General features: G+C 64.6%; 11 protein-coding genes. 10 read left to right on the top strand and 1 reads right to left on the bottom strand.

The annotated features are described in order from the left end of the window. Positions 1-70: 70 nt before the first annotated feature. Positions 71-895, bottom strand: a complete 825-nt coding sequence (locus DRB87_RS13080) for an outer membrane protein assembly factor BamD (RefSeq protein WP_017234057.1) — start codon at positions 893-895, stop codon at positions 71-73. Between the two features lie 21 nt (positions 896-916). Between DRB87_RS13080 and DRB87_RS13075 the strand changes: the two genes are divergently transcribed. From DRB87_RS13075 to DRB87_RS13030, 10 genes are all read left to right on the top strand, one after another. Further along, complete coding sequence (locus tag DRB87_RS13075; protein ID WP_130026207.1) at positions 917-2,077, top strand: RluA family pseudouridine synthase; 1,161 nt, start codon at positions 917-919, stop codon at positions 2,075-2,077. Beyond that, positions 2,058-2,879: a peptidoglycan editing factor PgeF gene (gene pgeF, locus DRB87_RS13070; protein WP_370363090.1), complete on the top strand. Its 822-nt coding sequence runs from the start codon at positions 2,058-2,060 to the stop codon at positions 2,877-2,879. Before DRB87_RS13075 ends, pgeF begins: the two co-directional genes overlap by 20 nt. A gap of 487 nt (positions 2,880-3,366) precedes the next feature. After that, positions 3,367-5,217 carry a class I poly(R)-hydroxyalkanoic acid synthase gene (gene phaC, locus DRB87_RS13065; protein ID WP_240755980.1) on the top strand — a complete coding sequence of 617 codons (1,851 nt, stop codon included), beginning with the start codon at positions 3,367-3,369 and terminating at the stop codon, positions 5,215-5,217. A gap of 61 nt (positions 5,218-5,278) precedes the next feature. After that, positions 5,279-6,460 carry an acetyl-CoA C-acetyltransferase gene (locus DRB87_RS13060; protein ID WP_130026205.1) on the top strand — a complete coding sequence of 394 codons (1,182 nt, stop codon included), beginning with the start codon at positions 5,279-5,281 and terminating at the stop codon, positions 6,458-6,460. A 181-nt stretch (positions 6,461-6,641) separates the two neighbouring features. Beyond that, positions 6,642-7,382: a 3-ketoacyl-ACP reductase gene (locus DRB87_RS13055; protein ID WP_026131972.1), complete on the top strand. Its 741-nt coding sequence runs from the start codon at positions 6,642-6,644 to the stop codon at positions 7,380-7,382. Positions 7,383-7,546: 164 nt separating this feature from the next. Beyond that, the gene (gene phaR, locus DRB87_RS13050; RefSeq protein WP_017234064.1) at positions 7,547-8,122 is read left to right on the top strand and encodes a polyhydroxyalkanoate synthesis repressor PhaR; all 576 of its coding nucleotides are present in this window, start codon (positions 7,547-7,549) and stop codon (positions 8,120-8,122) included. Positions 8,123-8,378: 256 nt separating this feature from the next. After that, positions 8,379-9,746, top strand: coding sequence for a 30S ribosomal protein S12 methylthiotransferase RimO (gene rimO, locus DRB87_RS13045; protein ID WP_130026204.1), 1,368 nt, complete (start codon positions 8,379-8,381; stop codon positions 9,744-9,746). Then, positions 9,746-10,681, top strand: coding sequence for a sugar kinase (locus DRB87_RS13040; RefSeq protein WP_130026203.1), 936 nt, complete (start codon positions 9,746-9,748; stop codon positions 10,679-10,681). Before rimO ends, DRB87_RS13040 begins: the two co-directional genes overlap by 1 nt. Positions 10,682-10,919: 238 nt before the next feature. Continuing rightward, complete coding sequence (bktB, locus tag DRB87_RS13035) at positions 10,920-12,101, top strand: beta-ketothiolase BktB (protein WP_130026202.1); 1,182 nt, start codon at positions 10,920-10,922, stop codon at positions 12,099-12,101. Between the two features lie 52 nt (positions 12,102-12,153). Continuing rightward, on the top strand, positions 12,154-13,371 hold the full coding sequence (locus DRB87_RS13030; protein ID WP_130026201.1) for a cystathionine beta-lyase: 1,218 nt from the start codon (positions 12,154-12,156) through the stop codon (positions 13,369-13,371). Positions 13,372-13,410 lie beyond the last annotated feature (39 nt).

The following is a 13,410-nucleotide window of genomic DNA, read 5'->3' as shown; positions in this document are numbered from 1 at the left end:
GCATCACGCACCAAAACAAAAAGCCCTCGCGCGAGCGAGGGCTTTTCGATGGGGCAGACCGAAGCGACGTTTACCGCCAGAGCTGCCACCAGGACTTCTTGTCGCCGCTGGTGTCGGTGCGATGGCCGACCGTCAGATAACCGCTCTTCGGATAGGTCTTTTCCATCACGCGACGCGCGTCGTCACGCAGTTCGGTCATGCCGAGTTTATCGTACGACTTGATCATGATGCCCAGTGCGTCTTCCAGCGCCGGTGCCTGATCGTAGTCCTTCAGCGCGCTTTGTGCGCGATTCACGGCAGCGAGGTACGCGCCGCGACGATAGTAGTACTCGGCGGCATGGACTTCATGGGCCGCCATCGCGTTGACGGCGTAGCGCATGCGCAGCGCGGCGTCGTTGGCATACTTGCTGCTCGGATAATGCTCGACCAGATATTTGAAGCTGTCGTAAGCCGCGCGCAGTGCCTTCGGATCGCGCTCGCTGAGATCCTGTCCCGAGAAGCGGCCGAACAGGCCCAGGTCGTCATTGAAGTTGATCAGACCCTTGAGGTAATAGGCGTAATCGATCGACGGGCTGTCCGGATGCAGGCGGATAAAGCGGTCGATGGCGGTGAGGGCCTGCGCCGGCTCGTTGTCCTTGTAATAGGAGTAGGCCGTGTTGATCTGCGCTTGCTGCGCGTGCGGACCGAACGGATCGCGCCCTTCGAGCAACTCGTAGTACTTGGCGGCCTTCGTGTAGTCGCCGCTATCGAAGCTGTCCTTGGCTTCCGAGTATAATTTGTTCGTCGACCAGCCGGCCGTTTCGTCGACCTTCTCCGGCAGAATGCCGCAGGCGGCAAGGCTGCCGACCACGATTGCGGCCAGCGTCAGGTGTTTGACAAGTTTCAGGGCTTGCATGCTCGTTAGCTTCACTTCTCGATGACCCATTCAATTCTGCCGGATTATAGCGTAACCGCCTCATTTGCCACGGAAAATGCGGAGGATTCGTCTGACGACGACCTCGATTCGCTTCCTGAGGCTTTCCCAACGGCAGCCGACGGCACCCATCCCGGTGCTCCCTTGTCCGGTTCCGCCTTGCCGGGCGGGGCTGGCGTCAGCACGCCGCTTAGCGCCACCCTGCCCGAGTCGCTGGCCGGGGAGCGACTCGACAAGGCGCTCGCGCAATGTTTTCCCGAATACTCCCGTAGCCGGTTGCAGGCGTGGGTCGAAGACGGCCGCGTCACGCTCGACGGCGAGGCCGCCAAGGTGCGCCAGAAAGTGGCGGGCGGCGAGGCCGTCGTCATCACGCCGGCACCACTGCCCGATCAACTCGCGTTTGCCCCCGAGCCGGTGCCGCTCGACGCCGTCTACGAGGACGCAACACTGGCCGTCTTCAACAAGCCGGCGGGTCTGGTCGTGCATCCGGCGGCGGGTAACTGGTCCGGGACCTTGCTCAACGGCCTGTTGTATCGCTATGGCCAGGCGGCCGCCGATCTGCCACGCGCCGGTATCGTTCACCGGCTCGACAAGGAGACGTCGGGCCTGATGGTCGTGGCGCGCACACTGGTGGCGCAAACCGATCTGGTGCGCCAGTTGCAGGCCCGTACCGTCAAACGCCATTACGCCGCGCTGGTGTGGGGACGCCCGCCGCAGCGCACGGTGGTGGACGCTCCCATCGGTCGCGACCCGCGTGAGCGCACTCGCATGGCGGTCGTACCGGGGCAGGGCGGCAAGCCGGCGCGCACGCGCGTCGTGACGGTCGCCAGCGCAGAATGGGAAGGTTCCCCGGTGTCGCTCGTGCTTTGTTCGCTCGATACGGGGCGCACACACCAGATCCGCGTTCATCTCTCGCACCTCGGCCATGCGCTGTTGGGTGATCCCCTCTACAAACCCCGTCACAAACGACCGGTGTTGCCGGGCGATTTTGCGCGTCAGGCGCTGCATGCCTGGCGACTGGGGTTGATCCATCCCGAGGACGGCCGTCTCGTGCACTGGCAGGCACCTTTGCCGGATGACCTGCGTGCGCTCGTGGCCGCGCTTGGGCTCGAATTCGATTTTTCAACGCTCCCCGATTCGCTCGATGACTTCTTCCCTGCCTGAGTCAAACCTGATGCCCGCGGACTGGATCGTCCCCGACTGGCCCGCCCCGGCCAACGTTCGTGCTGTCTTCACGACGCGCGCGGGCGGCGTGAGTCAAGGACCGCAAGCCACGTTCAACTTGGGGACCAAGGCGGACGACGAGCCGGCCGCCGTGCGGATCAATCGTGCGTTGCTCGCGGCGCGCACAGGCGTACCGTCGGCATGGGTGGCGCAGATTCACGGCCCGCGCGTGGTCGATGCGCGCGCGGCGCTCGAGGCGGCCGATGCCGGCGACCCGTTGCAGGCCGATGCCAGCGCGACGAGCGAGATTGGCCTTGCGAGCACCATCATGGTGGCGGATTGCCTGCCGGTGCTGCTGTGCGACGCGCAAGGGCGCGCGGTGGCCGCCGCGCATGCCGGCTGGCGCGGACTTTGCGCTGGGGTGATCGAGCAGACAGTGCGGGCATTGCGAGCGCGCTTGCCGAAGGGCGACGCCGACGCGCCGGTCTTGGCGTGGCTCGGCCCTTGTATTGGGCCCCAAGCGTTCGAAGTCGGTCGGGAGGTGAGTGAAGCGTTTCTTGCGGCCGCAACGCCGGACGAGCGTGAAGCGACGCAGTCTGCGTTCGTCCCGCACGGCGATCCCGATGCGGGGAAGTCGTTGGCGGATTTGTGTGCGCTTGCACGGTTGCGACTGGCCCGCGAGGGCGTGACGCAGGTCTCGGGCGGGCAATGGTGTACGGTCGGTGATCCGGCGCGATTCTATTCCTACCGGCGCGACCGGACGACGGGTCGCATGGCGGCACTCGTGTGGCGCGCGGCCTGACGCCGATTACCGCGCAAGCGAATCCGTCCGGGGTTCTGTCACGGCAAAGGCGTGGGCGGTGAGCGCGGTGAGGCGTCGCGATCCGACGATGAAGGGACTGAAGGGACTTGCGCGACGGCGTCGTCGGGTCGCGGCGGGCGGGCACGCCGGAGGCGGGCGCCTGCGATGTACAGTAAGAGCAGCGTCGGGGCGAGGCCACCGCAGACAAAGATGACGACACCCAGTGCGACGGACGGCGCGGTGATGGCGACCATCGCAATGACATAAAGCCAGCCAAGAATGACGATCAGCATTGGGGCAAACGCGCAGGCAAAAATGGGTGGGGCGACGGAAAAATGCACGCAAGACGGACGCTGCAAGCATTGACACACTTGCGCGCGCACGCAAGAATGCTTCGCAGGTGGGGCGTATCGCTAAGCAAGCGCTGCGTGCCGCCGCGTTTCGGGCGCTGGCCCGTGAACGCAACGAACGTGACACTCAGGCTATCATGAATCGCGCCAGTGCCAACTTCGATCCGGCCTCGTTGGCCGCCTCGTTCGCCAAGCAGTTCCCCTCCGCTTCGCTCTCCGCTCAGGACATGTCGCAGTGGTTCACGGCTGCCCAACAACTGTTCGGGGCGCTGCCGGGGGCTGCCGGCTCGTCATTCTCCGGTGCCCCTGGGGCACCGTCCGCCGCAAACCCGTTCGCCGGGCTTTTCGATCTCATCGGCAAGGCCGGCAGCCTGCCGCCGCCGACGTCACCGCACGTCGATCCGGCGCGTCTGAATGCGCTTCAGACGGAATATGCGCGCGAATTTTCCGAACTTGTCGCCAGCTTTACGCAGCCCGGACTGGACACGGCGCCCGCCTTGGGCGACCGGCGCTTCGCGGGCGACGGTTGGCGTAATCCGTTCTACGCGATGCCCGCGGCGCTGTATTTGCTCAATGGGCGCTTCCTGCTGCGCATGGCCGATCTGGTCGACGCCGACGCCAAAACGCGCGAGCGGATTCGGTTTGCGGTAGAGCAATGGGTGGCGGCCAGTTCGCCGGCGAACTTCATCGCGACCAATCCGGACGCGCAGCAGCGCCTCGTGCAAACGAAAGGCGACAGCCTGCTCACCGGCATGCAGCACCTGCTGGCCGACATGGGCAAGGGCAAGGTGTCGCAAACCGATGAGGCCGCGTTCGAAGTCGGTCGCAACGTGGCGACGACCGAAGGCGCCGTGGTCTTCGAGAACGACCTGATCCAGCTCATCCAGTACAAGCCGCTCACGCCGACCGTGCATCAGCGGCCGCTACTCGTCGTACCGCCGTGCATCAACAAGTACTACATCCTCGATCTGCAGCCGGAGAACTCGTTGATCCGCTACGCGGTCGAGCAGGGCAATACGGTCTTTGTCGTGTCGTGGCGCAACCCCGACGCGTCGCTCGCTCACAAGACCTGGGACGACTATGTGGGAGAGGGGCCAATTGCCGCGATCGACGTCGTGCGTGAGATCAGCGGGCAGCCGCAGATCAACGCGCTCGGCTTCTGCGTGGGCGGTACGTTGCTCTCTGCCGCGCTCGCCGTGCTGGCCGCGAAGGGCCAGAAGGGTGCCAAGTCACCGGTCGCCAGCGTGACCTTGCTGACGACGCTGCTGGACTTTTCCGATACTGGCGTGCTCGACGTCTTCATCGACGAGCCGCATGTGCAGTTCCGAGAGCAGACGATCGGCGGCGGCGCCGGGCATGCGCCGGGCCTCATGCGCGGGGTGGAGCTGGCGAATACGTTCTCGTTCCTGCGCCCGAACGATCTGGTCTGGAATTATGTGGTCGACAGCTATCTGAAGGGCAATGCACCCCAGCCGTTCGACCTGCTTTACTGGAACGGTGACGGCACCAATCTGCCGGGGCCGATGTTCTGTTGGTATCTGCGCCATCTCTATTTGCAGAACGAATTGAAGCGCCCGGGTGCGGTGCAAACGTGCGGCGTGCCCGTGGATCTGGGCGGCATCGACGCCCCCGCGTATGTGTTCGGCTCACGCGAGGATCACATCGTGCCGTGGACGTCGGCGTTCCGTTCGCTGCCGTTGTTGGGTGGCGAGCGACGCTTCGTGCTGGGCGCTTCCGGTCACATCGCGGGCGTGGTCAATCCGCCGGCCAAGAAAAAGCGCAGCTACTGGCGCAACGACGACGTGGGTACGGATGCCAACGACTGGCTGGCCGGCGCGACGGAGCACCCCGGCAGTTGGTGGAGCGACTGGAGCGAGTGGCTTGCAGGCTACGCAGGAAAACGCGTCAAGGCGCCAAAAGCGTATGGTAATGTTGTTTATGCCCCTATCGAACCGGCGCCCGGTCGCTACGTGAAGGCCAAGGCCTGAACGGGCGGCACCCACGGGCATCCCCCGCGGGTTCGACTCATTTGGAAACGAGGAAAGAGACATGACGGATATCGTGATTGTGTCGGCTGCGCGTACCGCAGTCGGTAAATTTAGCGGCTCTCTCGCCAAGGTGGCGGCGCCGGATCTGGGCGCCATCGTGATCGACGAGGTGCTCAAGCGCGCCAAGCTCAAGGGCGACGACGTGAGCGAAGTCATCATGGGGCAGGTACTCACGGCTGGCTCGGGTCAAAACGTGGCGCGACAGGCTTCCATCAAGGCGGGACTGCCTGCGATGGTGCCGGCCATGACCATCAACAAGGTGTGCGGCTCGGGCCTGAAGGCCGTGATGCTCGCCGCGAACGCGATCACCGCGGGCGACGCCGACATCGTCGTCGCGGGCGGGCAGGAGAACATGAGCGCCGCGCCGCATGTGCTGCCGGGTTCGCGTGACGGCTTCCGCATGGGCGACGCCAAGCTGATCGACACGATGATCGTCGACGGCCTGTGGGACGTGTACAACCAGTTCCACATGGGCATCACGGCGGAGAACGTCGCGAAGGAATACGGCATCACCCGCGAAATGCAGGACGCATTCGCCGCCGCTTCGCAGAACAAGGCCGAGGCCGCGCAAAAGGCGGGCCGTTTCGATGCCGAGATCGTGCCGGTCCTGATTCCCCAGCGCAAGGGCGATCCGCTGGTGTTCAACACCGACGAATTCGTTCGCCACGGCGTGACGGCCGAGTCGCTCGCGAGTCTGAAGCCCGCGTTCGCGAAAGACGGCACGGTGACCGCGGCGAACGCGTCGGGGATCAACGACGGCGCGGCCGCTGTCGTCGTGATGTCGGCCAAGCGCGCCGAGCAACTGGGTCTTACGCCGCTCGCGCGCATTGTCGCGTACGCGAACGCGGGCGTGGATCCGAAGGTGATGGGCATCGGCCCGGTTCCGGCATCGCAGCGTTGCCTCGCACGTGCGGGGTGGAAGGCCAGCGATCTGGACCTGATGGAAATCAACGAAGCCTTCGCGGCGCAGGCGCTGGCCGTGAACCAGCAGATGGGTTGGGACACTTCCAAGATCAACGTGAACGGTGGTGCGATCGCCATCGGACACCCGATCGGGGCGTCGGGCTGCCGTATTCTCGTGACGTTGCTGCACGAGATGGCGCGTCGCGATGCGCGTCGCGGCCTGGCATCGCTGTGCATTGGCGGTGGCATGGGCGTCGCGTTGGCGGTCGAGCGCGTCTGACGCGTCTCGGCGAGCGTTCGAAAAAAATCGAATCGGTATCGTCCGTGCGTGCAGTGCGCACGGGCGCACGCTGAAGTCGGCAGGAGACGAAAGGCGCGCGCGGGAACGCGCGGCTTGTGCGTCAGTCAATTGGCAGTCGCAACAGGCGGCAGAGATGCCGCTATTTTGGGGGAAGCTTTCCATGACTCAACGCATTGCATATGTGACAGGTGGGATGGGCGGTATTGGTACGTCCATTTGCCAGCGGCTGCACAAGGATGGCTTCAAGGTGGTGGCGGGTTGCGGGCCGAATTCGCCGCGCCGCGTGAAGTGGCTGGAAGATCAGAAGGCGATGGGGTTCGACTTCATCGCGTCCGAAGGTAATGTTGGCGACTGGGAATCCACGACGGCCGCGTTCAACAAGGTCAAGGCCGAGGTCGGCGAGGTCGACGTGCTGGTGAACAATGCGGGCATCACGCGCGATGTCGTCTTCCGCAAGATGACCCGCGAGGACTGGGATGCCGTCATCGACACCAACCTCACGAGCCTGTTCAACGTGACCAAGCAGGTCATCGAGGGCATGTGCGAGCGTGGTTGGGGCCGCATCATCAACATTTCGTCGGTCAACGGGCAAAAGGGGCAGTTCGGTCAGACCAACTACTCGACGGCCAAGGCCGGTATCCACGGCTTCACGATGTCGCTGGCACAGGAAGTGGCGACCAAGGGCGTGACGGTCAACACGGTGTCCCCGGGGTATATCGGGACGGACATGGTGCGCTCGATTCGTCAGGACGTGCTGGACAAGATCGTGGCCACGATTCCGGTCAAGCGTCTGGGCGAACCGGGTGAGATCGGGTCCATCGTGGCATGGCTGGCATCGGAAGACTCCGGCTTCTCGACGGGGGCGGATTTCTCGCTCAACGGCGGCCTGCACATGGGCTAAGCGGGATCGGGGCGTAGGGGGCGCGACGGGCGACACCCGCGCTGCGCGCCCCGTTGCGGGTTAGGGCTTTGCCGCATAGCAGCAAACGTCCTAGAATCGATAATATGTGACTAACCCCGACCGCCGGTCGGGGAAGTCCTTCATAAAAGCAGGAAACCCACCGCATGGCCGCGAGCAAGAAGACTGACGAACGCCTGATCAAAAAGTATCCGAACCGGCGTCTGTACGATACCCAGACCAGCACGTACATCACCCTTGCCGATGTGAAGCAATTGGTACTCGAGACCGAGGAGTTCAAGGTCGTCGATGCCAAGTCGGGTGAGGATCTGACGCGCAGCATTCTGCTGCAGATCATTCTGGAAGAAGAAACCGGCGGCGTGCCGATGTTCTCGAGCGCCATGCTCTCGCAGATCATTCGTTTCTATGGGCATGCGCTGCAGGGCATGATGGGCACGTATCTCGAGAAGAATATCCAGACGTTCATCGAAATTCAGAACAAGCTGGCCGATCAGTCGAAGGGCATCTACGAAGGCGCGTCGTTCAATCCGGACGTCTGGGCGCAATTCATGAACATGCAGGCGCCGATGATGCAGGGCATGATGACCAACTACATCGAGCAGTCGAAGAACCTGTTCGTGCAGATGCAAGAGCAGATGCAGACCCAGGCGAAGTCGATGTTCAATACGTTCCCGTTCCCGGGAGCGCCGGGCGCGCCGGGCGACCCGAACAAGAAGCCCTGACGGTTTGGCCGACGTTGCGATGTGGCACGGGGCGCGCAACGTAACGATCGGCAACATAGTTGGAACGCCCCACGGGCGAACAGGGTAAAATACGCGGTTGTTCGCCGCGAGGTACTTCTTGCGGCGGTTTCGGCGGCAGGCAGGATCTGCGTCTCGCACGGTGTTTCGGCATTGCGGGGGATGCGCCAGGAGTGGCTGAGGTCGCTGCTTCGCCGGCCGATCGTTCCCCGTATTTTCTAGATCAGGATTTCGCCCCATGTCCCGCCCATCGCCCGCCGGCACCCCCAAGGTCGGCTTCGTTTCGCTCGGATGCCCCAAGGCGCTGGTCGACTCCGAGCAAATCCTGACGCAACTGCGTGCCGAAGGTTACGACATCGCCGGTACCTATGACGGTGCCGATCTCGTGGTGGTCAATACTTGCGGCTTCATCGACGACGCCGTTCAGGAAAGCCTCGACGCCATCGGCGAGGCGCTGGCCGAAAACGGCAAGGTGATCGTCACCGGTTGCCTGGGCGCCAAAAAGGACGCCGCCGGTCAGGACATCGTAACGGCCGTGCACCCGAAGGTGCTGGCCGTCACCGGCCCCCACGCCCTGGGCGAAGTGATGAGCGCGGTGCATACGCATCTGCCAAAGCCGCACGATCCCTTCGCCGATCTTGTGCCGCCCGCCGGCATCAAGCTCACGCCGCGTCATTACGCGTATCTGAAGATCTCCGAAGGCTGCAACCATCGCTGCACGTTCTGCATCATCCCGTCGATGCGCGGCGATCTCGATTCGCGCCCGGTGGCCGAAGTGATGCTCGAGGCCGAGAACCTGTTCAAGGCCGGCGTGAAGGAGCTGCTGGTGATCTCGCAGGACACCAGCGCCTATGGTGTCGACGTGAAGTACCGCACCGGTTTTTGGGCGGGGCGTCCGCTCAAGACGCGCATGACCGAACTGGTCACGGCGCTGGGCGAACTGGCCAAGCAGTATGGCGCTTGGGTGCGATTGCACTACGTCTACCCGTACCCGCACGTCGACGAGATCATTCCGCTGATGGCCGAAGGCCACATCCTCCCGTATCTCGACGTGCCGCTGCAACACGCCCATCCGGACGTACTCAAGCGCATGAAGCGCCCGGCCTCGGGTGAGAAGAATCTCGAACGCATTCAGGCGTGGCGCAAGCTGTGCCCGGATCTGACGATCCGTAGCACCTTCATCGCGGGCTTCCCGGGGGAGACCGAGGCCGAGTTCGCGTATTTGCTGGACTTCCTGCGCGAGGCCGAACTGGACCGCGTGGGTTGTTTCGCCTATTCGCCGGTCGAGGGGGCCAAGGCCAACGAGTTGCCGGGTGCCTTGCCCGACGAAGTGCGCGAGGAGCGCCGCGCGCGCTTCATGGAAGTAGCCGAAGAGATCTCCGCGCAGCGCCAGCAGCGCAAGGTCGGCACGACGATTCAGGTCATCGTCGACGAGATCAATCAGGACGGTGGTGTGGCGCGCTCGGCGGCCGACGCCCCCGAAATCGACGGCCTCGTGTACATCGAGCCCACGTCCAAGGCGGCCAAGCGCCTGAAGGTCGGCGAGTTCGTGAACGTGACGGTGACCGGCGCCGACGGCCACGATCTGTGGGGCGAGGTGGTCTGATGGCGCTCACGCATACGTCAGGTCCGCAAGTGCTGGCCATGGGCGAAGCCATGGTCGAGTTCAACCAGTCGCCCGACGACGCCCGCCAGTATTTGCAGGGCTTCGGCGGCGACACGTCCAACTTCGCCATCGCCGCGCGTCGCCAGGGCGTCAGCACGGGCTTCGTGAGCGCGCTCGGCGATGACCGCTTCGGTCGCATGCTGCTCGATTTGTGGCGTGAGGAAGCCGTCGATACGGACGCCGTTCGCATCGATGCGCAGGCCCCGACCGGCGTCTATTTCGTGTCGCACGACGAGCACGGGCACCACTTCGACTATCTGCGCGCGGGGTCTGCCGCGAGCCGTTACTGTCCCGAGGATCTGCCGCGCGAAGCGTTGGCGAGCGCATCGTTCCTGCACCTGTCGGGGATCAGCCTGGCGATCAGCGCGAGCGCTTGCGACGCTGCTTTCGAGGCGATGTCGACGATTCGCGCCGCCGGCGGCAAGGTGTCGTTCGATACGAATCTGCGCCTCAAGCTCTGGCCGTTGGCCCGCGCCCGCGCCACCATGCGCGAGGCCTTCAGCCTGACCGACGTCTGCCTGCCGAGCTGGGACGACGTGACGGCGGTCACTGGGCTGGACGATCGCGATGCGATCCTTGACGCACTGCTCTCGTATGGCGTGAAGGTCGTGGCGCTCAAGCTGGGTCGCGAAGGCTGCTATGTCGCCACGCCGGATGAGCGTCGTATCGTTGCACCATACCCGGTAAAGGCCGTTGACGCCACCGGGGCCGGCGATTGCTTTGGCGGCGCTTTCGTGGCCCGTCTGGCGCTGGGCGACGATCCGTTCGCGGCGGCGCGCTACGCCAACGTCTGCGCAGCGTTGTCGACAACCGGTTACGGCGCTGTCGCGCCCGTGCCGCGTGCCGAGCAGGTGCTCCAGACACTGGCGGGCTGATCCGCATCAATGCTTGACCTACCGGGGCACGTCGATGCTCCGGTTTCCCCTCGCTTCGCGTCCCCCCCCGACTTCCGTCGCTTGCGCCGCTTCCCGCCGCAGCGTGATGCGCGGCGCCCGACACGGCAGCCGCCCCCGCAAGCTCGCTCATCGAAGTTTCCCTCCACTGCGTCTGCCATCGCGGTAACCGCCGCGGCGCTATACTCATTGCCAACTGAAATTCACCCGGAGAAGAGACATGCAACGAGAAGTCGTGATCGTCAGCGGTGTGCGCACCGCGATTGGAGATTTTGGCGGCAGCCTGAAGGATTTCGCACCGACGCAGCTCGGCGCCATCGTCGCCCGCGAGGCCATGCTGCGCGCCCAGGTGGGCGGTGACGACGTCGGCCACGTGGTGTTCGGCAACGTCATTCATACCGAACCCAAGGACATGTATCTGGCTCGCGTGGCGTCCATCGAGGCGGGCGTTAGCCAGCATGCGCCCGCGATGACCGTCAATCGCCTGTGCGGCTCCGGTCTGCAGGCGGTCGTTTCTGCCGCGCAGTCGATTCTGCTGGGCGACACCGACGTGGCGATGGCGGGCGGCGCGGAGAGCATGAGCCGCGCGCCATACGTGATGCCGGGTGCCCGCTGGGGCACGCGCATGGGCGAATCGCGTCTGGTCGACATGATGCTCGGCGCGTTGCACGATCCCTTCGCCAACATTCATATGGGCGTGACGGCAGAGAACATCGCGAAGAAATGGGGTATCACGCGCGACGATCAGGATCGCCTCGCGGTCGAGTCGCATCAACGCGCCGCGCGCGCCATGGCGGCTGGCTATTTCAACGACCAGATCGTCCCTATCGCGATCAAGTCGAAGAAGGGCGAGGTGTCGTTCACCACCGATGAACATGTGCGTGCGGAAGTGACGCTGGCCGACATGGCGAAGCTGCGCCCCGTGTTCGAGAAGGACGGCACCGTCACGGCCGGGAACGCCTCGGGGCTTAACGATGCGGCCGCCGCGCTGATTCTGATGGAGCGCGCCGAAGCCGAGCGTCGCGGCGCCAAGCCGCTCGCGCGCCTGGTCAACTACGCCCACGCCGGGGTCGATCCAAACTATATGGGCATCGGTCCGGTGCCGGCGTCGCGCAAGGCGCTTGAGCGCGCCGGGCTCAAGGTCGGCGACATCGATGTGGTGGAAGCCAACGAAGCATTCGCAGCGCAGGCGTGCGCGGTCACGCGCGACCTCGGATTCGATCCGGCCAAGGTGAATCCGAACGGTTCCGGCATTTCGCTGGGCCACCCGATCGGCGCGACCGGTGCCCTGATCACGGTCAAGGCTTTGCACGAGCTACAGCGTATCGGCGGGCGCTATGCACTGGTGACGATGTGTATCGGCGGCGGCCAGGGCATTGCCGCCGTGTTCGAGCGCGTGTAAGTTACTCCCGGGGGCCGGTGTCGTTGCCGGCCCAAGTCTTTCCGGAGCCGTAATGACGCAAGACAACCGTAAGCCCCTCGACACGCCGGAAGCCAACGGCTGGCACTGGCAAACCAATATTCTGCATACCGACACCCACGTGCCGGCTGGTTTCACCGCGATGCCGGTGCCGGTGGCCCGCGCATCGACGGTGATCTTCCCCGATCTGGCCGCCATGCGCTCGCTCGACTGGAAGAACGACAGTCAGTGGCGCTATGGTCTGCATGCCACGCCCACATCGATGGAGTTGATGCGGCGACTGGCGGCGCTCGAAGGCGGCAAGCACTGCCTGCTGTTCCCGTCGGGACTTGCCGCGATCTCGAACGTGTACTTCGGCCTCGTCAAGAGCGGTGATGATGTCCTGATTCCAGACAACGCCTACGGTCCGAACCGAGAGCACGGCGACTGGCTCGCCGAATCGTTCGGCATCACGGTGCGCTATTACGATCCCATGATCGGTGACGGTATCGGCGCGCTGATTCAGCCCAACACGAAAGTGATCTGGCTCGAGGCCCCGGGCTCGGTGACGATGGAAGTCCCCGACGTGCCGGCCATCGCGCGCGTGGCGCGCGAGCGGGGCGTGCTCACGGCCATCGACAACACGTATTCCGCCGGCCTGGCGTTCCGTCCTTTCGATCACGGGGTGGACATCTCGGTGCAGGCCCTCACCAAGTACCAGTCGGGCGGCAGCGACGTGCTGATGGGCTCGGTCGTGACCGTCGACGATAACGTGCACCACCGTCTGAAGCAGGCGCGCATGCGCATGGGCGTGGGCGTATCTGCCGACGATTGCAGCCTCGTGTTGCGCAGCCTGCCGAACATGCAGCTCCGCTTCGAGGCGCACGATCGTGCCGCGATGACGCTGGCGACGTGGCTGGCCACGCGTCACGAAATCGCAGCCGTGCTGCATCCGGCATTTGAGGATTGCCCCGGCCATGCGAATTTCCGTCGTGACTTCACGGGCGCGGGCGGCCTGTTCTCCGTGGTGTTCGACGAGCGCTACACGCCGGCGCAAATCGACGCATTCATCGAAGCGCTGCGCTTGTTCAAGATCGGTTTCAGTTGGGGCGGCGCGCACAGCCTGGTGGTGCCGTATCGCGTGCCGTCCATGCGCTCGGCAACGCCGTGGCCGCATAAGGGGGCGCTGGTGCGCTTCTATGTCGGTCTCGAAGACGTGCGCGATTTGCGGGCCGATATCGAAGCCAGTCTGACGGCGCACCTCGGCGCCTGAGGCAGGGAACGCGCGCCCACGAAGGGCGCCGCATCGTCG

The organism is Pandoraea sp. XY-2 (assembly GCF_004193915.1).
In the GTDB taxonomy this organism is placed as follows: Bacteria; Pseudomonadota; Gammaproteobacteria; order Burkholderiales; family Burkholderiaceae; genus Pandoraea; species Pandoraea cepalis.
This window is presented reverse-complemented; position numbering and strand designations above follow the sequence as displayed.